This is a genomic window from Dyadobacter sp. AC419, from assembly GCF_979253085.1.
In genome coordinates this window covers 415,682-436,735 of the sequence record NZ_CEEDCD010000015.1, presented here as the reverse complement: position 1 = coordinate 436,735, position 21,054 = coordinate 415,682, and the positions used below count along the sequence as shown (strand labels likewise).

Sequence of the window (21,054 nt, the reverse complement as noted above, 5' to 3'; positions counted from 1 at the left end):
AAAAATGCTTTCAGACAGAAGATCGTTTCTTGAAAAAATGTCGCAGATCGGAGCGCTCAGCCTCCTGCCCTTTTCAGCGGCGCAAGCTGGCGATGCCATTGATTCCATTGAGGATAAAAATCATTTTGTTGCGGGCCCTTATTTGCAAAACATGGGCACCAATGAAGTGACGGTCATGTGGATTACGCACAAAAATTGTTTCAGCTGGGTCGAGTATGGCGCCGGCACTTATACGAGCAAGCGTGAATTTGGCTACAACAATGGTTTGATCGAAGCCAATAACCGCATTAATAAGGTCACATTAACGGGCCTTAATGCCGGAACGGAGCACAAATACAAGATCGTTTCAACGGAGATCACCGGTTATAAAGGCTCCAAAGTTGAGTTTGGCGAAACCATTACAAGTCCCATGTTCGGCTTCAAAACACCGGCTGAAAACGAGGAAGAATTCAAAATGGTGATCTTCAATGACATCCACGATCGTCCACAAATTATCCCGCAACTGCTTTACAGACACGGTTATACAGGCAATGTGCGCGATTACGATTTTGTGGTTTTCAATGGCGATTGCTTTGACTGGGTTACCGAGGAAAGTCAGATGGTTGACCACCTCATTAAACCTGCGACCGACATTTTTGCGTCCGAAATTCCGTTTATCCTGACACAGGGAAATCATGAATGCCGGGGCAGCTTTTCGCGCCATATTCCGGCCTATTATGCTTATCCCGAAAACAAATTCTATTACGCATTTACCCGCGGACCCGTGCGGTTTGTAATCCTAGATTCTGGCGAAGATAAGACGGATGACAGCGTGGAATATGGCGGGCTTTCGGCATTTGACCGTTATCGGGAAGTGCAGAAAAAGTGGCTCGAAAAAGAAGTTGAATCACCCGATTTCAAAAAGGCTGATTTCCGGATTGTGCTCATCCACATTTCGCCTTACCACTCGGGCGACTGGCACGGCACATTGCATTGCCGCGAGCATTTCGGGCCTGTTTTGAACAAAGCGAAAATTGATTTACAGATATCTGGCCACACGCATCGCTATGCCACGCACGAGCCCGACGCGACGCACAATTATCCCATCGTGATCGGCGGCGGACCACTCGAAGGCAAGCGGACATTGATCAAGCTGCACGCAACCAAAAAGCAGCTCGACCTGAAAATGGTCCGGGACGACGGCGAGATTGTAGGCAAATTTTTGCTTCCAAAACGGAAACAATAGCATAATGTCAAAAACACTATATTCGGGCCAATATTCAATAAACGCTTACAGAATGAAACGAATCCTTTTAGCACTTTCTTCACTTTTAGTATTATCGCAAAGTACGTTTGCACAAAAAAATACGATTAATGTTGCCTCTTATAACCTGCGCTACAACACGGCTAATGACGGCGTAAATGCCTGGCCTAACCGCAAGGAGAACGTGAAAGCGCTGATCCGGTTTCATGAATTTGACATCTTTGGTGTGCAGGAAGCATTGATCGGCCAACTTAAAGATGTTGCTGAATTACCAGAATTTGCTTTCTACGGCAAAGGCCGTGATGATGGTAAGGAAGGTGGAGAGCATTCTGCTATTTTTTATAAAAAAGACCGTTTTAAATTGTTGCAGTCGGGTGATTTCTGGCTCAGCGAAACGCCTGACAAACCGGGAAAAGGATGGGATGCGACTTGTTGTAACCGGATCTCTTCGTGGGGCAAATTCCAGGATCTTCAAAGCAAAAAAGAATTCTACTTTTTCAACGTCCACTTCGATCACCAGGGCGTGGAAGCGCGCAGACAATCGGGACATTTGATGGTTAAAAAGATCAAGGAAATCGCAGGAAAATCGACCGTAATCTTAACTGGTGACTTTAATTCAACCCCGGATACGGAACAAATGAAAACGATTCAAGGCTTGTTGAGCGACACGCATGAAGTTACAAAACAACCTCCATACGGTCCGGAAGGCACATTCAACAGTTTCAAGTTTGATGCGGCGATGGACAAGCGGATTGATTACATTTTTGTCAGCAAAAACATTGACGTCTTGAAATACGGTGTGCTCACGGATGCAAAAGAACAGCGCTATCCATCTGATCACCAGCCTGTTTTGGTAAAAATAGAGATCAAATAAGATTGCTGTCAAATGTTTTTCGGCGATCGGCTTCAAACAAGTTTTGATTTGCGTTTCAATATGAAGGATTAACAAATTTTCGTTAATTTAACTGCAAGGAAACCAATCAATTGTCTGAGGCCGATCGCTAACTTTTTTACAATGACCAAATATTTGCTGCTTACCCTTTCGGTGTTAGCGCTTTCGTTCTCTTCTTTTGGTCAGATCATCAGCATTAAAATCGTTAATCCGGATGGATTGAAGGGTCGGAAAGCAATTCTGCTGACCCGTGAAAAGGGTTTCGCTGCCACGGTGCATTCATTGAAATTGGGTCAGGATAGTGTCAACTTGCAAATGGACAGGGATCTTGTTCCGAACTTGTATCAAATGCAGGTTTCCCAATTGAAAGGGTCGCTTTTCTTCTTCCTGGAACCAGGCATTCGCATTCAACTGGACACCACAGATCTTTCCAAATCACACGTTAGCAACTCAAAAAGCAATGCGGAATGGCAATTGTTTTGGCAAAACATTCAAAAACCTTCCGACGACAGGCTTCAAATTTACGCCGCAGGCGAAGCACGCGCAAGAAAGAAAACCCAGGCGGACAGCATCGATTACTGGCGCGGATTACAATCCCTCGAAAGGCTTGATTTGCAAACTAGAACAAGCACTTTCATCCTCGATCACCGCGACTCATTTGTAAGTCTTTATCTCCTCAAAATCAACTGGTACGCACTCAAAGATCAAGGCATTTTTGAAAAGCTGGACCCTGTTTTAGCCCGCCACAGGACATACAAATTTTTAAAAGCGAAGACAAGAGGAAATAGTTAGCATTCACGATTAACAACATTCCGTTATGAAGATTTCTGCAACGTTACAAAGCAGCTTTGAGCAACACACCATTGTCGTGAAAACGGATGATAATGCAAAAGAAATGCACATTGCACCGAAATCGTCGGGTTATGGCTCGTCGTTAAACGGTGGTGAAATATTGATGGTTGCACTGGCGACCTGCTTCTGCAACGACATTTACAGAGAAGCCGCCAAAAGACAAATCGAAGTCAAAAGCGTCGAAGTAGAATTCCACTCCGACTTCGGCAGCGACGGAGAACCCGGCACCAATTTCCGCTACAAAGCCCAAGTAGATTCCACCGCCTCCCCCAAAGAAATCCAAGACCTAATCCACTACACCGATCAAATCGCCGAGATTCATAACACATTAAGAAAGGGCGTGAATGTGACACTGGAAGGGTGATTTAGGGATGTGGGATTTTCACGAAAGCAATGTGATTTTCAAGCTTGTGGCTTTCTGCAAATATTTGAAATCGGAATGATTGAATGTATAAAGCTCATCGCAATAGGACTCAGCGATGGCAGTATGAAGACAATCATTTACATTTTGATAACCGATCGTTTTGGCGAGATAACACGCCCTTTTAAAAGAACTTAGCTCATATCCAATGGGATTTGCTTGCAGAAAGACATCAAGTTTTTCGGTTATAATGTCATTCCTGACTTTAAGCTTGGCAAGGACAAATGAAACTTCCTGAAGGGATAATAAGGAAATAAAAAATCGCTGTTCCCTTGTCGCTTTTTGATACAGACTTGTTGCAAGCTGGTGCTTTGTTTCGTCCTGAACAACCAAATAGTTGATCAAGACATCCGAATCGAAGTAGATCATAGATTTACTTCATCATTCAAACCAGAGAGGTCAATATCCGGACTGACGCGAATAGGCGGATATTTTTGCTGCAAAGCCTCAGATTTTAGGAATAACTTGTACTGATCCTGATCCGCAGGCGTCTCCAATTGAACTGTTAATGTCACAGGATCGCTTGCTTTGAACATTGTCCTGATAGATTCAAGCAGATTCACATTAATATCGCCCGCTTTAATATGATAGGTTGTTTGCATAGGTGTGTATGATTTGAGATTAACATTTTTCAAATATAATAACATTTCACAACCCAGCAATATACTTCTGCCCGCCCAGATATCGCATTTGTCTTACGATTTGGCCGGTTCTTTTGTTTACGTACCCTGATGGGTTTTTGATTGAGAATCGGACGGGGTTGGGTAAAACGGCTGCTATGCGGGCGGATTCGTAGCGGGAAAGTTCTGCGGCGGATTTCTTGTAATAACGTTGGGATGCCGCTTCGACGCCGAAGGTCATTTTACCCATTTCGGCTACATTGAGATAAACTTCCAGAATCCGCTCTTTATCCCAGATCAACTCGATCAAAACCGTGAAATAAGCTTCCAAGCCTTTGCGGATAAAGCTCCTCCCATGCCACAAAAACACGTTTTTTGCCACTTGCTGTGAGATTGTACTCGCTCCGCGCGCACGCTTGCGCTTCTCTGTGACCGCATTATAAATCTGGTCAAAATCAAAACCCCAGTGTTTCGGAAAGTTCTGATCCTCAGATGCGACTACGGCCAGCGCAACTTCCTTCGAAATGTTCTCATAAGGCTCCCAGTCGTGATGGATTTCTGTGTCCTCGTCCTGCCGGAATGCTTCAATTTTTCTTGACAACATATAAGGCGTAACCCACACGGGTAAGAACTTCAAAATCAGCACCCAAATGATTGAAACAGCAAAAAAAGCAATGAGAAATCTAAGCGCAATGAATTGCAAACGGCGGAGCATAAAACTTTTTTACTTCTAATAACGAGACCAACAAACCAAATCAGCGTACAAAGAACAGAAACTAATCAGGTTTAGACAAAGAAAATAATGGTCATCACATTAAATATTTCTACACGCACCAACTCCCAAAACCTATGAATGAAGATATCCTGAGTTTTATATGGCGATTCCAATATTTCGCTTCCGTGAACCTGCAAACAGACGAAGGCTCGGCTTTGACCATCATGCGGACGGGATTTCGAAACGGCAATGCCGGTCCCGATTTTTCGGAAGCGAGGGTTGTGATCGATCATGTGCAGTGGATCGGCAATGTGGAAATTCATGTAAAATCGTCTGATTGGAGCGCTCATAACCATGAGAAAGATTCCGCTTATGAGACCGTTGTGCTGCATGTTGTCTGGGAAAATGACCGGCCCGTTATCAGGCTGGATGGGACGCTGCTTCCGACATTATCGCTCAAAAACATTGTGACAAATTCTGTTTTGCAGCGTTATCAGCTTTTGCAGGACCAGACAGAATCAATTCCTTGTGCGGCGATGTTTGCAGAGATTGCGGACATTCACAAGTTCAGCATGCTGGATCGCGTCTTACTTGAAAGACTTGATAAAAAGGCAGCGCAGGTGATGCATTTATTCGAGAGAAATAACAGCGATTGGGAAGAAACCACCTATCAATGGCTTGGAAAGCACTTTGGTTTTAAACAAAATGACGCAGCTTTTACCAGATTGACTGACATTGTAAACTGGCGCACAATCCGAAGGCAACACGGTAAGTTAATACAAATAGAAGCACTTCTGTTTGGCTGCGCAGGCCTGTTACCAGCAACCTCCGACGATATTTACATCACCCAATTGCGAACCGAATTTCAGTTTTTGAGTGCCAAATATGGGCTGAAAGGAAAAGAAATGAACGGCCATGAATGGAAGAATTTGCGCATGAGGCCGGCTGGCTTTCCAACGATCCGGATTGCGCAGTTCGCGGCAATGTTAAGCAAAACCACAAGTCTATTTTCAGAAATAGTCTCCGCCCCTGCTTTCGCCGATCTGAAAGCATTGTTCCAAGCCAGGCAGTCGGAATATTGGCAATCGCATTATTTGTTTGAAAAAGAATCCAATTCAAAGGTGCCATTTTTAGGAAAAGATGCTGCGAATTTGCTCATTATCAACGCCGCAGTCCCGCTCCTTGTCGCATATGCAAAGCATCGGCAGCAACCCGATATGCTGGAAAAGGCAATTGCCTGGTTGTCAGAAATTAATGCAGAAAATAATAAGATTACCCGGGAATGGGAGATTTTGGGAATAAAAGTGAAGACAGCCGCTGATTCGCAGGCACTTATCGAATGGTATAACAATTACTGTACACTCCGGAAGTGCCTGGAATGTACAGTTGGCGGAGCGCTGGTGCGCACGCCGTCAGCCTTTGACCAGGTTGACGCCCGTAAGCAGGAAAACGGTCCCGACTAAAAACGGAACAACCGATTCCCATTTAGAGACAGTAAGTCCTAAAACCGGTTTGTCAGATAAAAATGCAATGCACGCAAACAGCAGCACAGATATGCCAAGAATGGTTAAAAGTGCGCCGAAAAAGCGTTTAAATTGAGTATTGTTTTCCATTTAAAAATAATATGAGGGACAAATTATGATTGTAAAGTTAAACCCATTTTTTCGCCCTCTTTCACCATGTAAGCAAATGCAGGCTCGATTTCATTCGGAATAATGCCTTCCAGAATGGCTTCACGAATGATTTCTTTGATAATGCCGACTTCCTTGGCAGGTTTCAAGCCGAAAGCTTTCATGATCATTTCACCGGTAATGACGGGCTGGAAATTGCGCAGCTTATCACGCTCTTCCAGGTCCTTCAACTTCTGTTCCACCAGATCGAAATTGTGAAGGAAGCGCTTCACTTTATCCGGATTTTTGGAAGTGATGTCTGCCCGGCAGAGCTTCATTAATGCCTCAATGTCCTCCCCTGCTTCCACAAGCAGCCTTCGCATTGCCGAATCGGTGATTTCTTCTTTGGATAAAACGATAGGACGCAAATGCAGTCGAACGAGCTTTTGACAAACCGCATTTTCTCATTAAGCGGCAATTTCATGCGCCGGAAAATCACAGGAACCATCCTCGCGCCCACTTCTTCATGATTATGGAAAGACCAGCCGACGCGTTTGTCAAACTTCTTGGTAGCAGGCTTGGCAATGTCGTGAAGGATTGCTGCCCAGCGCAGCCAGAGATCATCTGTGTTTTGAGAAACATTATCGAGGACCTGCAATGTATGGTAAAAGTTATCCTTATGCCCCTTGCCATCAATGGTTTCCACGCCCAGCAGTTCAATCATTTCCGGGAAAATGATCTGCAAAATGCCCGCGTGATAAAGCAACTTGAAGCCGTAAGAAGGCGTCGGAGAAAGGATAATTTTGTTCAGCTCATCCGAAATGCGTTCCATGGAAACGATTTCAATGCGGTCTTTCATTTTGATGATCGCATCAAACGTATTCGGCTCGATATCGAAGTTGAGCTGGCTGGCAAAACGGATGGCACGCATCATGCGCAACGGATCGTCGGAGAATGTGATTTCAGGTTCAAGGGGCGTGCGGATGATCTTCTTTTTAAGATCGCGAATGCCGTCAAACGGATCGACGAGCTCGCCAAATGCAGTTTTATTAAGACTGATTCCCATTGCATTAATGGAGAAATCGCGCCTATTTTGGTCGTCTGCAAGCGTCCCGTCTTCTACGGCTGGCTTTCTGGAATCTGCACGATAAGATTCTTTTCGGGCGCCCACAAATTCAATTTCCAGATCACCCTGTCTGATCTGCGCCGTTCCGAAATTCTTATAAATGCTTACAAAAACATCCGGCCCAAGCTGGCCAGCGACCATTTCTGCCAATTCAATGCCACTCCCGATGGAGACAATGTCAATATCTTTGCTATTACGCTTAGAGTATCAGATCTCTTACAAATCCACCGATCACATACGCTTCCACACCCAGCTCAGCCGCAGCCTTCGCCACAATTTCAAGTATCGGATACTGGATTAACTGCTCTTTAAAATTCATGCGGCAAAGGTAAAGAACTTAACTAATCTCTGATAAAACTTGTTTAACCTTTCGGAATATTTAAATTTGTTTAAACCGGCTACAAAAATATTATGCTTACGCTGACGAAAAAACAAATCGGCAATTGGGTTTTGTTGGATTACTTAGCTCAAAGACAGCAATTTCAAGAAAAAATAAATCTTCTTGAAAAAAAATACAATGTTGGTTTACAGGCATTTGAAGCGCAAATCGAAACTGCTTCTTCCGAAAATTTCGAAGCTTGGGATGACCTTATCGAATGGAAAGCCTATACTCAGTTCCTATCAGAAGTAGACTCAAAAATAGCTGATATCAGGAATGGAGATTTTCAAATGGCTGGATGATAAAAACTTTGTTCAGGATGACTTTTCCAGAGGATAATGTTCCTTTTCGTAGTCATCAATGATCACCGCCAGCAAATCAGCTTCAAGGCTCTCAATTGAGCCGGCTTTCGCATCAAAAACAATTTCTAGCCTTTTCAATGCAGCTTGGTAATCTTCCGAGTTTAAGATTTTTGTTTCCATTTCTTCTAATTTATTTTAACACAATTACAGTGTTGAGACGTAAAAATAGAATTTGGTAACGGAAAATTGTTCGCCCCTCAACTATTAACCATAAAAAACGCCGTTCTCGGAAATCTGTTGAACAACTCGTCTTTGAGTTCGTTGCTGATGGGGAGGCTTCCTACTGCGGAGGACATGCATTGGAGCCAGGCGATGGCGTCGTCTTCGGTGATGACGTGCGGCATGTGGCGGGCGCGCATCATGGGGTGGCCATGCACATCTGAGTAGAGTTGCGGGCCACCGAGAAATTGCGTTAAAAACAGGCGCTGCTTTTCCTTAATCTCGTCTTTGTCGCTCTTGAAAAGTCTGGAAATCAGTTCATGCGAGAAAACCAGATCGTAGAATTTATCAGTTAGTTGTCTGAGCGCGGCATCGCCGCCAATGCGCTCATATAAAGAAGCTTCACTCATTTTTTATATTAATTTTCGAACCGCAAATGTTTAACCGATGCCCCGGATCTAGCGAGTTCCGTTAAAGACTCAATGCCGATCTCCAAATGCATTTTCACATAATTTGTGGTTACTTTTTTATCACTTTCTTCTGTTTTCACTCCCTCCGGAACCAGCGGATTGTCTGAAACTAATAACAATGCTCCGTGCGGAATGGAATTGGCAAAACCAACAATGAAAATCGTTGCCGTTTCCATATCAATGGCCATCGCCCGAATGTCTCGCAGATATTCCTTGAACGTGTCGTCGTGCTCCCAGATCCTGCGGTTCGTTGTGTAAACGGTCCCCGTCCAGTAATCCATTTTATGCTTCGCAATGCTGGCCGAAACCGTGCTTTGCAAGCGAAATGACGGCAATGCAGGAATTTCCGATGGCATATAATCATCGCTTGTCTCCTTCCCCGCGAATTGCCGCGATGGGCAAGATCAAATCGCCAACCTGCGTTTTTTTCAGACCGCCGCATTTACCCAAAAACAAAACAGCTTTTGGATTAATGGCTGACAGCAAGTCCATTACAGTTGCGGCCATCGGACTTCCCATTCCGAAATTGATGATGGTAATGTCTTTGGCGGTCGCCGTCTGCATGGCGCGTCCCTGACCCTTGACCGGCACGTCAAATTTCTCCGCGAACATGGTCACGTAGTTGCCGAAATTGGTCAGCAAAATGTAACTCCCGAAATCTTCAACAGCCGTTCCCGTGTAGCGCGGAAGCCAGTTTTCAACGATTTGTTCTTTGGTAGTCATGAAATCAATAGGTTTGTTGGCAGCGACTGTTGCGATGTGTATCTTCGTTCATGGAATCTTTGAACCTCCCTGAATTTGCCTACAAAGTTAAGCAGGTTAACGGGAAACCGCATATCTTCGACATCATCCGCCGCAAATTCGTGTCGCTTACGCCGGAGGAATGGGTCCGGCAGCATTTCATACATTTGCTCATTTCGGAATACGGTTATCCAAAGTCGCTGTTCGCTGTGGAAACCGGCATGCAATACAATTCGCTTGCCAAAAGAACGGACATTATGATCTTGTCCAGCGAGTCACTCCCGTTTCTTTTAGTAGAATGCAAAGCGCCGTTTATCTCCGTCAATGACGCCACCTTTGCGCAAATCAGCCGTTATAACTTCACATTACAACCTCAATATCTGGCAGTTACCAATGGTTTGAGCCACTATTGCTTCAAAGCCGTGAATGGCCAGATCCACTTCATGGACGATTTCCCAAAATACCCGGGATTTCAACAACTGATTTTTTTTGGCCTGAAAACACAAAAACCTGCCCGACAAGCTGTCGGACAGGTTACTAATCTTAGCCATGAAAATAAAAAATTGAATTATTTCGCAGCAACCAATTTCACGTCAATGGTGAAATCGTCGTTGATCATTTTGTCTCCAAGGTTTTCGAAGAAAGACTTAGAGTTGTATTTAATGTCATATTTCGAACGGTCAACTACCAATGTACCAGTCGCTTCTGCACCAGCAGCAGTTGTTTTCACAGTTACCGGGAAAGTTACAGGCTTTGTAATTCCTTTGATTGTCAGGTCGCCGGTTACTTCGTAAACGCCTGTTGCTTTTGGTGTTGCTTTTGTGATTACAAACGTTGCATTTGGATGTTTAGCAACGGAGAAGAAATCGTCTGACTTCAAGTGACCGATCAATTTTGCGTTATATTCTTTGTCTGTAAGGTCTGTACAAGTAATGCTGTTCAGGTCAGCAGTGAACTTTCCACCAGTCAATTTGGCGCCGTCCATTGTGATTGTTCCTTCTTTCAATGCGATTTTACCAGTGTGTTCGCCAGTTACTTTTTTGCCCAACCAGGTAAGTTCACTTTTAGTGGTGTTAACTTTCAAATTTGTAGCTTTTTTGCCATTGTCTTCTGCTGAAACAGAGCCAGAAACGAATAATGCAACTGCTAGGGAGGCGATAAAAAATTTCACAGATTTCATTGTAGTTTTCATTTTTAAAAAATAATTGATAATTAAATTATTGGGTTATTCAAGTGGTAATGCGTTCTTATTCAACTTATTGATTTGATTCTCTGAGCTTATCCAGTAATGCGCTCACTTGCTCCGCTTCCGCTTCTGTAAGCACATTAAAGCGGTCTTCCCATTCTTGCACATGCGGGTCAAGCTCTTCCAGCATTTTGAGGCCTTCTTCGGTGATCACAACATCCACAGCACGCCTGTCATTTGGACAAGAAGAGCGCTTCGCAAGGTTTTTTGCCAATAATTTGTCGACCAGCCTGGACGTGTTCGAATTTTTATCCAGCATTCTTTCCGTAATATCGCTTACCTTGATCGGCGTCATTTGCTGCCCACGCAGAATCCGAAGCACATTGTATTGCTGAATGGTTATATCGTAACCTTTGAAAAATTCCAGTTGCTTATATTCGAGCCAATTGCTTGTGTAAAGGAGGTTCAATGCAAGTCGCTGATAGACGCTTCGAAATTTTTTTTGTTTTATATCAGTTTCAATAGACATAGCTGACTCAAATGTAAATTATGATGTATATACATTTAATGTAGTAACATCTATTTACTTACGAATGGTTTCAGTTTGGTGAAAATATTTGAGAAATGAAATATGCTCAATTGACTTTTCATAGTATAACCTGCTGAATAAAAGCACAATAAATACATTTTATCAATAAATGATTTCCCTTAAAAAGCCATTAATCCTTGCGTCCAACTCACCCCGCCGACGCCAACTTCTGACAGATGCAGGTTTTGATTTTACCGTGGAAGTGCTGCCGACAGACGAAACCTATCCGGCTGATTTGCCAGCAGAACAAGTGGCTGCCCACATTTCAAGAGGAAAAGCGGAGATGTTTTTAAACGCACGTCCAGATTCCATCGTTTTGACGGCGGACACGATTGTCGTTGCAGCGCATGAGATCCTCGGAAAACCAGCCGACGATTCCGAAGCCTTTAAAATGCTGCTTACACTTTCGGGCACAAAACACACCGTAATTACATCGGTAAGCATGTTGTCGGACGGAGAAATTCGAACATTAACTGACGTGGCGGAAGTATATTTCCGTGAATTGGAAGATTGGGAAATAACTTATTATATTGAACAATGCAAACCCCTCGATAAAGCCGGGGCTTATGGCATTCAGGAATGGATCGGCATGACGGCCGTTGAAAAAATCGAGGGTTCATTTTACACGATTATGGGCTTGCCGGTGCACTTAGTGTATCAAATGTTAACGCCTTATTTCAACAAATAACCCGCTTAATGCCCCATTAAGGCATTTTTAAAATGATTGCAGACAAGTCAAAGTTTATTCCAAGAGTTTGCTACGAGATTTTTGTCCGCTCTTTCTGCGATTCAAATGGCGACGGCATCGGCGATATCAACGGCATTATTTCAAAACTTGACTACTTAACTGAGTTAGGCATCGAGGCGATATGGTTAACCCCGATCCATCCTTCTCCAAGTTATCATAAATATGATGTAACTGATTATTACGCCATTGAACCCGAGTACGGAACAATGGACGACTTCAAACGACTGCTCACCGCCGCGCACGAGCGCAACATTCAGATTTACCTGGATCTGATCATTAACCACACCAGCACGCTGCATCCGTGGTTTTCGGAAGCCAGAAAAAGCAATTCCAATGCTTTCCGAAATTATTACTGGTGGATGACGCCGCCGCAAATCGAGGCGCTGGGCATTTCCACGCGCGAGACTTCCGACGATTCGCAGGTGGTTTATCCCTGGCACGAAAACCCGGAAGATCCTGAAAAATACTACGGCCTTTTCTTTAAAGGCATGCCCGATCTGAATTACCATTCAGAAGCATTACGTGATGAATTGGAAAAAATTATCCGCTTCTGGCTGGTTGACGTCGGTGTTGACGGGTTCAGGCTGGATGCGGCGAGGCACATTTATCCCGATTGGGAGAAGGATTTGAGTGTTGAATTCTGGCAGTATTTTTCCAAAGTCGTTCAGGAAATCAAACCCGGTGCTTTCACGGTCGGGGAAGTTTGGGCTGAGACCGAGGAAGTTGCGCCTTATTTCAGATATCTGGATGCAACTTTCCATTTCGACCTCAGTTTTGCCTTACAACGGATGCTCATCGGTGAGCGGGACGAAGAAATCGTCGAAAAGCTGCAAGCCAGCTATGCGCTTTTCGAAAAATACAATCCCCTTTTTGTTGATGCCATCATGCTTACCAATCACGATCAGGACCGCATTGGAAGCGTTACGGGCAATCACAAAGCGAAAATTAAGCTCGCGGCAAGTATTTTGCTGACATTACCGGGCCAGCCTTACATTTATTACGGAGAAGAACTCGGCATGCTGGGCACCAAGCCTGATCCTTACATTAGGGAGCCGTTTTTATGGACAAATGATGAAACTGACAGCGGAAATACGAACTGGATTGATGCCCATTTTTCAACAACAAAAACGGTTACGCCGCTAGAAAGCCAGCGTGCAGATCCGGATTCTGTTTTCAATCATTATCGCGCGATCATTCGGCTGCGCAAATCGGAACCGGCACTTGCACAGATTTTCGCGCCCAACTTACACCGCGTTTGCTTGCATGATGACCAAATGCTTGCTTACCTGCGTCCGCACGTGGATAAGTCGCTGATAGTCATTCATAATCTCAGCCAGTCGACCAAACCAATATTAATGCCTGAGGACAAATCCGGTTTTGTTCACATTGTTTTTTCAAATGATCCTCAGCACGTCGGGCAGCTGACTAATATGGAGCTCGCTCCTTTTTCAACCCTCATTCTGGCTTCTGTTTCAGGTCGCTAGCAGCGCATTTTCGTTGCCAAACAGTAGGTTGTAGCGCCTTTTCTGCTTTACTGGACAATGTGCCCATGTCCCTAACCAATTGCACGAAAAGATGAAGCGCCACAATTCAGCACTGTTTTTCCTACTGACCCTTTCCACATTTGCTTTTGGCCAAAAGTCGTATCCGACGATGGGAAAGATTGTTTATGAAGATGCTGCATTTGAAAAGCTGCTTCCCCGCAATGCAAAAATTGAAGTGCTTGCTTCCGGTTTCGATTGGTCGGAAGGGCCCGTTTGGGTAAAGGACAGCAGCTTTCTGTTGTTTTCAGATGTGCCGAAAAACCGGGTTTATAAATGGGATGAGAAAAATGGCCTATCCGTTTTCCTTGAACCATCGGGCTACACCGGCTTAGGCGTTTACAGCGACGAACCCGGCAGCAACGGACTGATCATTGACAGCAAAGGAAGGCTCGTTTCCTGCGAACATGGCGACCGTCGTATTTCAGCCATGTCATTGAAAATAGGTGGAAAAATAACATTGGCAGATAACTTCGAGGGAAAGCGTTTCAACAGTCCTAATGACGTTACCGAGCATGCAAACGACAGTTATTACTTCACTGATCCGCCATATGGTTTGGCTAAAAAACATCTTGACCCAAACAGAGAAACGGACAAATTTGGCGTTTACCGCATTGCAAAAGATGGCAAATTGAGCTTACAAATTTCAGATTTGACCAGACCAAACGGCCTGGCGTTCTCTCCTGACGGCAAAATATTATATGTTGCGCAGTCTGATCCGGAGAAGGCGATCATTATGGCATACAATGTTGATGAAAGTGGCAATGTTGGAAAGGGAAAGCTTTTATATGATGCGACGCCCATGCTCAAAGCAGGCAAAACAGGCTTGCCCGATGGTCTTAAAATCGATAAGGACGGAAACTTATGGTCCTCAGGCCCGGGAGGAATGCTGATCCTGACACCTGCCGGGAAACTGATTGGCAGACTGGAAATGGGCGAATTAACTTCAAATTGTGCCTGGGGAAATGATGGTTCAACCCTGTACATGACCGTAGACGGCTATGTATGCAGGGTCAAAACCAATACAAAAGGCGCAGGCTGGTAATCAGCGATTTTCAACTCTCCGCACCGAACGCAAATCATTTTCCACATCTCTTTTTACCGACGTCCAGTTTGTTTTTCCGTTGCGGTAAATGTTCGTATAAGCGCGGTAAAGCACAAGTTGGTCAGCACCAATGCGGTCCAGCTGATCGGATAACAAGTCTTTCTGAGAAGATTTCGCTGATTTGTATTCATTGATCAGCACATTATAACGGCTTTCGAGATTATCAAGCTCGTACAACACAACTTCCGCCAGCTTATCCATTTCCTGATATTGCAAGACCAGTTGCTGGTTATAATCTGCACTTCCCGGCGAACTTGTGATTGGCGAATCGCTTCTGGAACCATCACTTAACACCTTGTCGTAATCCTTTTTGTAAGTGCCATTATTCGTCCGGTAATCGGTGTCGTAATTCCGTTCCGAGCCGTCGCGGCTGCTGGCGGAAGTGGTGCCGTGACGCTGGTCATAACGTCTTTGTAATTGCTGCGAACACGAGGAGCTGATGACCGTTAAGGCGGCGAAACAGCACATTAGATAGATTTTTTTCACGGGTTTTTGTTGTTAAAAGTTGTGTCGCAATCCAATGCTGAGATTGGGGTTGAAGTAAAAGAATTTTGGTATCAATTCAAGATATCCGCCGCCTTCCACGAAAAGAGAAGTTGGTTTTTGTGCAAAAAAGAATTCTAGTCCGGCCGTTCCGGATGGTCCGATAGAAATGTTGGTCGTGTAAACCGATTTCACATTTCGGTCCGGGTAATAACGTCGCGAATTCACTTGCAGTCCCGGTCCTGCATAAGCCGTCATGCGGTCGTTCAGAAAGTGCGTATACCAAAGATAGGTCGCATTAAAAGCAACGCCCACATTGCCCAGGTCGTCATTGCTTACCTTATAATTATCTTTGCTTTTAAAAAGTCCAATGTAAGTTCCTACGCTGATATCCAATGCATTACGGTCGCCATATTTACGAATGCTCACGGCGTTAGGTTCTCCAAGTTCAAATCCGATCGCCCATTTCCGGGTTTGAGAAAACGCTGGAATTACGCTGAATAACACGATTACTAAAAGAAAAAGCTTTTTCATACACAGTTCAAAATTAACTACAGCAACAAAAACAGTGCCATTATTCAGGCTAGGTGGCTGTGTTTCCTTTCGATCAAATTCACAGTGCGCTTTTGTTTCAGGATCAATTTCTTTCTAATATTGGGCCTCATTTCAGTAATTCAGCCGTTTCCAACAAACTTCAAACGCACGTGGCCGACCCGAAGAACAGTAAATTTTTTAATGCCAAAGATTTAATAGCTTATTTTATTGTCGCGGGGACGGGTGCTGTTATCCAGTTAATTTCCAGTAGTTTAATTCAGGATTGGTTTGATATTTCGTGGAGCGCATCTATCGTTCCATCCTATCTGGTCGGTTTAATCTGGGGTTTTACGCTTACCAAACTTTTCGCATTTAACGCACGTCAAAGCAATCAGACGCGCCGTGAAATGATCAAGTTTTTCATGGTCGCAATGGTTTCGATGTTTGTTACAAAACTTGGCGCAGACATTTCCTATGAAGTTGTTACCAATTATCTCGGTTATGGCATTTACGAAGCAAAGCTGCCTTTCGGAAAAAAAGATGTGAACATCACAGAAATGGCCTGCTATATTTTCGGACAAGGGTGCAGCTTTGTGAGCAACTATATTTTGCACAAAACATTCACCTTCAAAAGCACCGGATTTTACGATCGTCTGAAAGAATTGATCAAAGAATCTTAAAGTCTTTCGATAATAATTGCCGAAGCGCCGCCGCCGCCATTACAAATTGCAGCGAGACCAAATCTGCCGTTATTTCTCTCCAAAACATTTAATAAGGTCGTCACAATCCGCGCGCCGGATGCACCCAGCGGATGGCCCAGCGAAACTGCTCCGCCAAACACATTAACCTTGTTAATGTCTAATTCCAGCATATTAATGTACGCAAGTGCAACAACGGAAAAAGCTTCGTTCACTTCAAAATAATCAATGTCCGAAAGTGACATTCCAGCTTTTTTAAGCACTTTTTGCGTTGCCAAAACGGGTGTCGTCGTAAACCATGCCGGTTCCTGTTCCGCATCCGCATAAGCTACGATCCGTGCAATAGGCTTTGCATCCGCTTCATTCGCAAACTGACTGCTGCAAATAACCAGCGCCGCTGCACCGTCATTAATTGTGGAAGCATTTGCAGCCGTAACTGTGCCGTCTTTCGAAAACGCAGGTTTCAGATGCGGGATCTTCTCAAATTTTACCTTTTTAAATTCCTCATCTTCCGAAACAATCACCGGGTCACCGCCTTTTGGAGACGTGACTTCGACTGATGCGATCTCATTCTGGAAGAATCCATTCGCTGTGGATTCAGCACTTTTTGTATATGAACGGATCGCAAATGCGTCCTGATCTTCTCTTGAAATGTTGTATTTGGTCGCAGTCCGGTCGCCGCATAAGCCCATTCCGATCTGGTCATAAACGTCAGTAAGGCCATCTTTTAGCAATCCGTCAATAATCTCACCATTGCCATAACCATAGCCGTTCCTGGCTTTGGGCAAATAAAACGGAACCTGCGACATGTTCTCCATTCCACCCGCCACGATCACATCCGCATCACCGAGCTGAATGCTTTGCGCACCAAATACGAGTGCTTTCATACCCGAAGCACAAACTTTATTGACTGTTGTTGAGATGACATTGTCCGGAAGTCCGGCATATAACGCAGCCTGCCGGGCGGGCGCCTGGCCCAGATTGGCAGAAATCACATTTCCCATGATCACTTCCTGCACCTGGTCTGCGGAAATGTTCGCTTTTTGGATGGCGGCCTGAATGGCTGTTGCACCAAGTCGGGCCGCGTGAACGGTTGACAAGCTTCCTCCGAAACTGCCGATGGGCGTTCTGGCTGCGGACAAAATAAAAACTTCTTCTTTCATGGTTTCAGGCCGTCTGTTGATATCGTCAAAAATAGAAACTATCCCGACAAATCTACATCAACGAGCCAGAAAACCACAAAAGAAGAAGCTCCTTATGCTGTGTCTTTTAAAGATCAGACGAGCTGGTTGGCAGCTTATCGTATTCACCTTTCCAGCCGTAATAGCCAAAAATGACCAGCCCGGCACAGATCGGAATAAAAATCAGGATAATGATCGACCACTGCAGCGTCGTGTTCGTGCGTGCAATGCCTTCGGCCGCAAGCGCGATTTTCTCACTGGCTTGCATAAACAAAAACAGAATGATCACCGGCCCGAGCAGCATCCAGATTATCCCTAAAAATTTCTTTAAAGCATTCATATCGAATATGTTAATTTCTTTTTTAATCAAAAATAATGACGTTAATCCTCCACATTCTCGTCCCGTCGGTTATCTATATAAACGGCACCGATGACGAAGGAAAGTGCGGCTATGCCAATGGGATACCAAAGTCCGGATAATGGTGTGGAACCGCTGAACGAAGCAACGAGCGTGGCAATAAACGGCACCAGACCTCCAAAAACGCCATTTCCGATGTGATAAGGAAGCGACATTGAGGTGTAGCGGATCTTGGTTGGAAAAAGCTCAACAAGAAACGCTGCGATTGGCCCATAAACCATGGTTACCAATAAAACCTGGAAGAAAACGAGCGCAATGATGATGATGTAAGTGGAGCCCGAAAGCGTCACATCCTTGATCACCGTTTGCGGTCCGGGCATCGGCGCGAGCACATCATCCGGGATCATAACGACCGTCGCTTCCTTGAAAGTCATGCCGCTATTCAATGTTTTGAATGTTGTGGTGGTGATCAGCGAATCCTTCGTGTCCTTAATCAATGTCCGCTCTACAACCGGTTCAGAAGCACTTTTTAATTCCGTTTTCTCAAATTCCTTTACGTTAGTTGCATCAATAAAATATTGATAAATAGGTCGATAGCAAAGCACGCCAAGCAGCATTCCCGTCAGCATGATCCATTTTCTTCCGACTTTATCGCTCCATGAACCGAAGATTACGAAAAACGGCGTCGCAAAAAGAATTGCCCAAAGCAAGATGTAGCGCGACTCGTTGAAATCCAGCTTGCACGTATTTTCAAGAAATGATTGTGCATAAAACTGCCCCGTATACCAAACAACCCCCTGCCCCATCGTCGCGCCAAACAATGCTAGCAGCACCATTTTGAAGTTCGCTTTTTTCTGGAAGCTTTCTTTCAAAGGATTAGTAGAAACCTTGCCTTCGGCTTTTAATTTTGAGAAAACAGGCGATTCGTGCATTTTCATCCGGATGTAAATCGAAACGCCCACGAGTAATATTGACACGAGAAACGGAATCCGCCAGCCCCAGTCAGCAAATGCTTCTGCACCTAAAATGTTTTTGGTAAGCACAATCACACCCAGCGAAAGGAACAAACCCAAAGTCGCTGTGGTCTGGATCCAGCTTGTGAAAAATCCGCGTTTTCCCACAGGCGCATGCTCGGCCACATAAGTTGCAGCGCCACCATATTCACCGCCCAGCGCAAGGCCCTGAACGAGCCGTAAAATCAAAACGAGGATCGGCGCAGCATAACCAATGCTCGAATAGGAAGGGATCAATCCAATCAGAAAAGTAGAGCCGCCCATCAAAACCAGCGTCAGCAGAAAGGTGTATTTCCGCCCGATAAGGTCGCCTAACCGACCAAAAACCAATGCACCAAATGGCCTTACAATGAAACCAGCGGCGAAAATAGCCAGCGTATTAATTAATGCAGAAGCGCCCGCGTCGCTGGGGAAAAGCTGTTGGCCAATGATAACCGCCAGACTGCCAAAAATGTAGAAATCATACCATTCAATTAAAGTACCAAGTGACGAAGCAGCAATAACCTGGGTAATGCTTTGGGTAACACTCTTTTTCTGTGGACTGCATGGGTTAGGTAAAGGTGAGGACAATAACAATGTTCCTTATTTAGCTGGAAAAGCGGGAAGGCTGATATCATTACTCATTCCAAATGCAAAAAGCCCCCGGATCGTGGATCCGGGGGCTTTCTTTGCTATTTATGATGTAATGCAGTGACGGGCAGATTATAGCACGTCGTCGTCTTCATCATCATCTTCTCTGTCAATGATCTCGTCGCCGTCAACAATTACTGGCTCCTCGTCATCAAGCAAAGCATCGTCGTCATCATCTAATGCGTCTGCTGGCAGCACATCGTCTGCATCGTCATCTCCATCCTCATCGTCCTCGCGGAGCAATTCCGGATCGTCCGCAGCCGAACGGGTCGGGCGTGTGTTGGTTGGAAAATCAGGAAATACGGGTGCTTCCAAAATTGGTTTGCTGGTTTCAGCTATTGCGGGTTCTCCTCTTTCGCGTATCATAATATTTACAGTTAAAAGGTTTTTGTTTGTTATGATCGAAGTGTTAAATAATCATTCCAAAGATTTAGCGGCGATTTGGTAATATGTAAAAACCTAATGAACTTGCCAAAACCTACCACTGCGGGACTATTCCATTCCTAAACCACAAAATAATGTTGAAGAAATTCGTCCTCTGTATGTGGGCCGGAGCTTTGTTGGGTGCCAGCGCACTTACCTCCGCCGCCTTCGCGCGAAATCCTGATTCGTCCATGGTCATTAAGAAAACCACGGATTTTAAAGTTGACGGAGAGGGTAGCGCCGCAAATTGGGCAACCGCCAAAGCATTTGACATCACCGTTCAGAAAGGCCCAAATCAACCCGCACCGGGCAAGCAATTTCCCACCAAAGTAAAGATCCTGTATTCCGAAAAAGGCATGTATTTCCTTTTCGACTGCACGGATAACAAGCTGACAACGACCATTATGGAGGATTTTGGTTTACTTTTCAAAGAGGACGTTGTTGAAGTTTTTCTCTGGCCGGATACAAGCGTTCCCATTTATCTGGAATACGAACTTTCACCCCTCGATTACGAACTGCCCATCATCATTGCCAACATTAAAGGCAAAACCGAAGGCTGGAAAGCATGGCATTACACAGATCGAAACCGCGTGCAACACGCAACCAGCGCGCAAGGCGGACAGAAGAAAAGCATGGCTTCGGTGGAAGGCTGGAAAGCTGAATTTTTTATCCCCTACACATTAATGAGCCCAATGGTGACATCAGCTCCGAAGTCCGGCACAAAATGGCGGGGAAATTTTTACCGCATTGATTATGACACCGAAACGGCCTATTATTCATGGCAAAAAACCGGCGGAAGCTTTCACGAATTTAACAAATTCGGGACATTGATTTTTGAATAATGCATTAACAAACTATTCCCAAACCATGCGTAATACATTTTTTACATTCATTTTCTTCATCTCCGCGATCATGACATTTGCACAAAAATGCGACAAAAAGAGATCCTCTACATTGGAACCTACACCCAAAAAG

26 protein-coding genes and 3 pseudogenes are annotated in these 21,054 nt (G+C 44.7%); 12 read left to right on the top strand and 17 right to left on the bottom strand.

The window, feature by feature from the left end:
* Nucleotides 1-4: 4 nt before the first annotated feature.
* The 4 genes from AC0IYG_RS09545 to AC0IYG_RS09530 all read left to right on the top strand — a co-directional run bounded on the left by AC0IYG_RS09545 (nt 5) and on the right by AC0IYG_RS09530 (nt 3,351).
* A complete protein-coding gene (locus tag AC0IYG_RS09545) occupies nt 5-1,225 on the top strand; it encodes a purple acid phosphatase family protein (RefSeq protein WP_471710851.1) in 1,221 nt (406 codons plus the stop codon).
* 52 nt (nt 1,226-1,277) lie between these two features.
* Entirely contained in the window at nt 1,278-2,117 is an 840-nt protein-coding gene (locus AC0IYG_RS09540; protein ID WP_471710850.1) for an endonuclease/exonuclease/phosphatase family protein, read from the top strand.
* Nucleotides 2,118-2,258: 141 nt separating this feature from the next.
* Nucleotides 2,259-2,927, top strand: a complete 669-nt coding sequence (locus AC0IYG_RS09535) for a DUF4369 domain-containing protein (RefSeq protein ID WP_471710849.1) — start codon at nt 2,259-2,261, stop codon at nt 2,925-2,927.
* Between the two features lie 25 nt (nt 2,928-2,952).
* Nucleotides 2,953-3,351 carry an OsmC family protein gene (locus tag AC0IYG_RS09530; RefSeq protein ID WP_471710848.1) on the top strand — a complete coding sequence of 133 codons (399 nt, stop codon included), beginning with the start codon at nt 2,953-2,955 and terminating at the stop codon, nt 3,349-3,351.
* An 18-nt stretch (nt 3,352-3,369) separates the two neighbouring features.
* Here the strand turns inward: AC0IYG_RS09530 and AC0IYG_RS09525 are convergent, their stop codons facing one another.
* From AC0IYG_RS09525 to mtgA, 3 genes are read right to left on the bottom strand one after another with little or no spacing between them, the layout of a single operon-like run.
* Nucleotides 3,370-3,777, bottom strand: a complete 408-nt coding sequence (locus AC0IYG_RS09525) for a type II toxin-antitoxin system VapC family toxin (RefSeq protein ID WP_471710847.1) — start codon at nt 3,775-3,777, stop codon at nt 3,370-3,372.
* Entirely contained in the window at nt 3,774-4,010 is a 237-nt protein-coding gene (locus AC0IYG_RS09520) for a hypothetical protein (protein ID WP_471710846.1), read from the bottom strand. Before AC0IYG_RS09520 ends, AC0IYG_RS09525 begins: the two co-directional genes overlap by 4 nt.
* A 46-nt stretch (nt 4,011-4,056) precedes the next feature.
* Nucleotides 4,057-4,743, bottom strand: a complete 687-nt coding sequence (mtgA, locus tag AC0IYG_RS09515; protein WP_471710845.1) for a monofunctional biosynthetic peptidoglycan transglycosylase — start codon at nt 4,741-4,743, stop codon at nt 4,057-4,059.
* Nucleotides 4,744-4,877: 134 nt separating this feature from the next.
* Here mtgA and AC0IYG_RS09510 point away from each other — a divergent pair, with 134 nt between their 5' ends.
* Complete coding sequence (locus AC0IYG_RS09510; RefSeq protein WP_471710844.1) at nt 4,878-6,206, top strand: DUF2851 family protein; 1,329 nt, start codon at nt 4,878-4,880, stop codon at nt 6,204-6,206.
* Here the strand turns inward: AC0IYG_RS09510 and AC0IYG_RS09505 are convergent.
* Both AC0IYG_RS09505 and AC0IYG_RS09500 read right to left on the bottom strand, forming a co-directional pair.
* A complete protein-coding gene (locus AC0IYG_RS09505; protein ID WP_026630003.1) occupies nt 6,156-6,356 on the bottom strand; it encodes a hypothetical protein in 201 nt (66 codons plus the stop codon). The genes AC0IYG_RS09510 and AC0IYG_RS09505 overlap by 51 nt on opposite strands.
* 23 nt (nt 6,357-6,379) lie before the next feature.
* A pseudogene (locus tag AC0IYG_RS09500) lies at nt 6,380-7,798 on the bottom strand (CCA tRNA nucleotidyltransferase).
* A gap of 92 nt (nt 7,799-7,890) precedes the next feature.
* Here AC0IYG_RS09500 and AC0IYG_RS09495 point away from each other — a divergent pair.
* Nucleotides 7,891-8,160 carry a hypothetical protein gene (locus AC0IYG_RS09495; RefSeq protein WP_471710843.1) on the top strand — a complete coding sequence of 90 codons (270 nt, stop codon included), beginning with the start codon at nt 7,891-7,893 and terminating at the stop codon, nt 8,158-8,160.
* Between the two features lie 12 nt (nt 8,161-8,172).
* Here AC0IYG_RS09495 and AC0IYG_RS09490 read toward each other — a convergent pair whose 3' ends face one another.
* From AC0IYG_RS09490 to AC0IYG_RS09480, 3 genes and pseudogenes are all read right to left on the bottom strand, one after another.
* On the bottom strand, nt 8,173-8,340 hold the full coding sequence (locus AC0IYG_RS09490; protein ID WP_471710842.1) for a hypothetical protein: 168 nt from the start codon (nt 8,338-8,340) through the stop codon (nt 8,173-8,175).
* Between the two features lie 77 nt (nt 8,341-8,417).
* Entirely contained in the window at nt 8,418-8,789 is a 372-nt protein-coding gene (locus AC0IYG_RS09485; RefSeq protein ID WP_471710841.1) for a globin domain-containing protein, read from the bottom strand.
* An 8-nt stretch (nt 8,790-8,797) separates the two neighbouring features.
* Nucleotides 8,798-9,572, bottom strand: a pseudogene (locus tag AC0IYG_RS09480) (AMP nucleosidase).
* A gap of 50 nt (nt 9,573-9,622) precedes the next feature.
* Between AC0IYG_RS09480 and AC0IYG_RS09475 the strand changes: the two are divergent.
* Nucleotides 9,623-9,988, top strand: a pseudogene (locus AC0IYG_RS09475) (type I restriction enzyme HsdR N-terminal domain-containing protein); the annotation flags it as partial.
* On the opposite strand, the gene AC0IYG_RS09470 reads toward AC0IYG_RS09475, so the two are convergent.
* The 3 genes from AC0IYG_RS09470 to AC0IYG_RS09460 all read right to left on the bottom strand — a co-directional run bounded on the left by AC0IYG_RS09470 (nt 9,956) and on the right by AC0IYG_RS09460 (nt 11,305).
* Nucleotides 9,956-10,141: a hypothetical protein gene (locus AC0IYG_RS09470; protein ID WP_471710894.1), complete on the bottom strand. Its 186-nt coding sequence runs from the start codon at nt 10,139-10,141 to the stop codon at nt 9,956-9,958. The pseudogene AC0IYG_RS09475 and the gene AC0IYG_RS09470 sit on opposite strands and share 33 nt — an antisense overlap.
* 17 nt (nt 10,142-10,158) lie before the next feature.
* Nucleotides 10,159-10,770, bottom strand: coding sequence for a YceI family protein (locus AC0IYG_RS09465; protein WP_471710890.1), 612 nt, complete (start codon nt 10,768-10,770; stop codon nt 10,159-10,161).
* A gap of 76 nt (nt 10,771-10,846) precedes the next feature.
* The gene (locus tag AC0IYG_RS09460; RefSeq protein ID WP_471710840.1) at nt 10,847-11,305 is read right to left on the bottom strand and encodes a MarR family winged helix-turn-helix transcriptional regulator; all 459 of its coding nucleotides are present in this window, start codon (nt 11,303-11,305) and stop codon (nt 10,847-10,849) included.
* Between the two features lie 169 nt (nt 11,306-11,474).
* Here AC0IYG_RS09460 and AC0IYG_RS09455 point away from each other — a divergent pair, with 169 nt between their 5' ends.
* From AC0IYG_RS09455 to AC0IYG_RS09445, 3 genes are all read left to right on the top strand, one after another.
* Nucleotides 11,475-12,053 (top strand): Maf family protein, encoded by a 579-nt coding sequence (locus tag AC0IYG_RS09455; RefSeq protein WP_471710839.1) that lies wholly within the window; start codon nt 11,475-11,477, stop codon nt 12,051-12,053.
* A 32-nt stretch (nt 12,054-12,085) separates the two neighbouring features.
* Nucleotides 12,086-13,597 (top strand): alpha-amylase family glycosyl hydrolase, encoded by a 1,512-nt coding sequence (locus AC0IYG_RS09450; RefSeq protein ID WP_471710838.1) that lies wholly within the window; start codon nt 12,086-12,088, stop codon nt 13,595-13,597.
* Nucleotides 13,598-13,766: 169 nt separating this feature from the next.
* On the top strand, nt 13,767-14,699 hold the full coding sequence (locus tag AC0IYG_RS09445) for an SMP-30/gluconolactonase/LRE family protein (RefSeq protein WP_471710837.1): 933 nt from the start codon (nt 13,767-13,769) through the stop codon (nt 14,697-14,699).
* Here the strand turns inward: AC0IYG_RS09445 and AC0IYG_RS09440 are convergent, their stop codons facing one another.
* Nucleotides 14,700-15,245: a hypothetical protein gene (locus AC0IYG_RS09440; protein WP_471710836.1), complete on the bottom strand. Its 546-nt coding sequence runs from the start codon at nt 15,243-15,245 to the stop codon at nt 14,700-14,702.
* Between the two features lie 12 nt (nt 15,246-15,257).
* The gene (locus AC0IYG_RS09435; RefSeq protein WP_471710835.1) at nt 15,258-15,776 is read right to left on the bottom strand and encodes a hypothetical protein; all 519 of its coding nucleotides are present in this window, start codon (nt 15,774-15,776) and stop codon (nt 15,258-15,260) included.
* A 170-nt stretch (nt 15,777-15,946) separates the two neighbouring features.
* Here AC0IYG_RS09435 and AC0IYG_RS09430 point away from each other — a divergent pair, with 170 nt between their 5' ends.
* Nucleotides 15,947-16,456, top strand: a complete 510-nt coding sequence (locus AC0IYG_RS09430) for a GtrA family protein (protein WP_471710834.1) — start codon at nt 15,947-15,949, stop codon at nt 16,454-16,456.
* Here the strand turns inward: AC0IYG_RS09430 and AC0IYG_RS09425 are convergent.
* The 4 genes from AC0IYG_RS09425 to AC0IYG_RS09410 all read right to left on the bottom strand — a co-directional run bounded on the left by AC0IYG_RS09425 (nt 16,453) and on the right by AC0IYG_RS09410 (nt 20,022).
* Nucleotides 16,453-17,637 (bottom strand): thiolase family protein, encoded by a 1,185-nt coding sequence (locus AC0IYG_RS09425; RefSeq protein ID WP_471710833.1) that lies wholly within the window; start codon nt 17,635-17,637, stop codon nt 16,453-16,455. The genes AC0IYG_RS09430 and AC0IYG_RS09425 overlap by 4 nt on opposite strands.
* Nucleotides 17,638-17,743: 106 nt before the next feature.
* Nucleotides 17,744-17,995, bottom strand: a complete 252-nt coding sequence (locus tag AC0IYG_RS09420; RefSeq protein ID WP_471710832.1) for a DUF6814 family protein — start codon at nt 17,993-17,995, stop codon at nt 17,744-17,746.
* 41 nt (nt 17,996-18,036) lie between these two features.
* On the bottom strand, nt 18,037-19,596 hold the full coding sequence (locus AC0IYG_RS09415; RefSeq protein ID WP_471710831.1) for an MFS transporter: 1,560 nt from the start codon (nt 19,594-19,596) through the stop codon (nt 18,037-18,039).
* 132 nt (nt 19,597-19,728) lie between these two features.
* Nucleotides 19,729-20,022, bottom strand: a complete 294-nt coding sequence (locus AC0IYG_RS09410; protein ID WP_471710830.1) for a hypothetical protein — start codon at nt 20,020-20,022, stop codon at nt 19,729-19,731.
* A 152-nt stretch (nt 20,023-20,174) separates the two neighbouring features.
* Between AC0IYG_RS09410 and AC0IYG_RS09405 the strand changes: the two genes are divergently transcribed.
* A complete protein-coding gene (locus AC0IYG_RS09405) occupies nt 20,175-20,921 on the top strand; it encodes a carbohydrate-binding family 9-like protein (RefSeq protein ID WP_471710829.1) in 747 nt (248 codons plus the stop codon).
* Nucleotides 20,922-21,054 lie beyond the last annotated feature (133 nt).

Excerpts from the sequence above, each read along its gene's own strand:
- AC0IYG_RS09545 (WP_471710851.1), top strand. The coding sequence starts at position 5 with ATGCTTTCAGACAGAAGATCGTTTCTTGAAAAAATGTCGCAGATCGGA.
- AC0IYG_RS09540 (WP_471710850.1), top strand. The coding sequence starts at position 1,278 with ATGAAACGAATCCTTTTAGCACTTTCTTCACTTTTAGTATTATCGCAA.
- AC0IYG_RS09535 (WP_471710849.1), top strand. The coding sequence starts at position 2,259 with ATGACCAAATATTTGCTGCTTACCCTTTCGGTGTTAGCGCTTTCGTTC.
- AC0IYG_RS09530 (WP_471710848.1), top strand. The coding sequence starts at position 2,953 with ATGAAGATTTCTGCAACGTTACAAAGCAGCTTTGAGCAACACACCATT.
- AC0IYG_RS09525 (WP_471710847.1), bottom strand. The coding sequence starts at position 3,777 with ATGATCTACTTCGATTCGGATGTCTTGATCAACTATTTGGTTGTTCAG.
- AC0IYG_RS09520 (WP_471710846.1), bottom strand. The coding sequence starts at position 4,010 with ATGCAAACAACCTATCATATTAAAGCGGGCGATATTAATGTGAATCTG.
- mtgA (WP_471710845.1), bottom strand. The coding sequence starts at position 4,743 with ATGCTCCGCCGTTTGCAATTCATTGCGCTTAGATTTCTCATTGCTTTT.
- AC0IYG_RS09510 (WP_471710844.1), top strand. The coding sequence starts at position 4,878 with ATGAATGAAGATATCCTGAGTTTTATATGGCGATTCCAATATTTCGCT.
- AC0IYG_RS09505 (WP_026630003.1), bottom strand. The coding sequence starts at position 6,356 with ATGGAAAACAATACTCAATTTAAACGCTTTTTCGGCGCACTTTTAACC.
- AC0IYG_RS09495 (WP_471710843.1), top strand. The coding sequence starts at position 7,891 with ATGCTTACGCTGACGAAAAAACAAATCGGCAATTGGGTTTTGTTGGAT.
- AC0IYG_RS09490 (WP_471710842.1), bottom strand. The coding sequence starts at position 8,340 with ATGGAAACAAAAATCTTAAACTCGGAAGATTACCAAGCTGCATTGAAA.
- AC0IYG_RS09485 (WP_471710841.1), bottom strand. The coding sequence starts at position 8,789 with ATGAGTGAAGCTTCTTTATATGAGCGCATTGGCGGCGATGCCGCGCTC.
- AC0IYG_RS09470 (WP_471710894.1), bottom strand. The coding sequence starts at position 10,141 with ATGGCTAAGATTAGTAACCTGTCCGACAGCTTGTCGGGCAGGTTTTTG.
- AC0IYG_RS09465 (WP_471710890.1), bottom strand. The coding sequence starts at position 10,770 with ATGAAATCTGTGAAATTTTTTATCGCCTCCCTAGCAGTTGCATTATTC.
- AC0IYG_RS09460 (WP_471710840.1), bottom strand. The coding sequence starts at position 11,305 with ATGTCTATTGAAACTGATATAAAACAAAAAAAATTTCGAAGCGTCTAT.
- AC0IYG_RS09455 (WP_471710839.1), top strand. The coding sequence starts at position 11,475 with ATGATTTCCCTTAAAAAGCCATTAATCCTTGCGTCCAACTCACCCCGC.
- AC0IYG_RS09450 (WP_471710838.1), top strand. The coding sequence starts at position 12,086 with ATGATTGCAGACAAGTCAAAGTTTATTCCAAGAGTTTGCTACGAGATT.
- AC0IYG_RS09445 (WP_471710837.1), top strand. The coding sequence starts at position 13,767 with ATGGGAAAGATTGTTTATGAAGATGCTGCATTTGAAAAGCTGCTTCCC.
- AC0IYG_RS09435 (WP_471710835.1), bottom strand. The coding sequence starts at position 15,776 with ATGAAAAAGCTTTTTCTTTTAGTAATCGTGTTATTCAGCGTAATTCCA.
- AC0IYG_RS09425 (WP_471710833.1), bottom strand. The coding sequence starts at position 17,637 with ATGAAAGAAGAAGTTTTTATTTTGTCCGCAGCCAGAACGCCCATCGGC.
- AC0IYG_RS09420 (WP_471710832.1), bottom strand. The coding sequence starts at position 17,995 with ATGAATGCTTTAAAGAAATTTTTAGGGATAATCTGGATGCTGCTCGGG.
- AC0IYG_RS09410 (WP_471710830.1), bottom strand. The coding sequence starts at position 20,022 with ATGATACGCGAAAGAGGAGAACCCGCAATAGCTGAAACCAGCAAACCA.
- AC0IYG_RS09405 (WP_471710829.1), top strand. The coding sequence starts at position 20,175 with ATGTTGAAGAAATTCGTCCTCTGTATGTGGGCCGGAGCTTTGTTGGGT.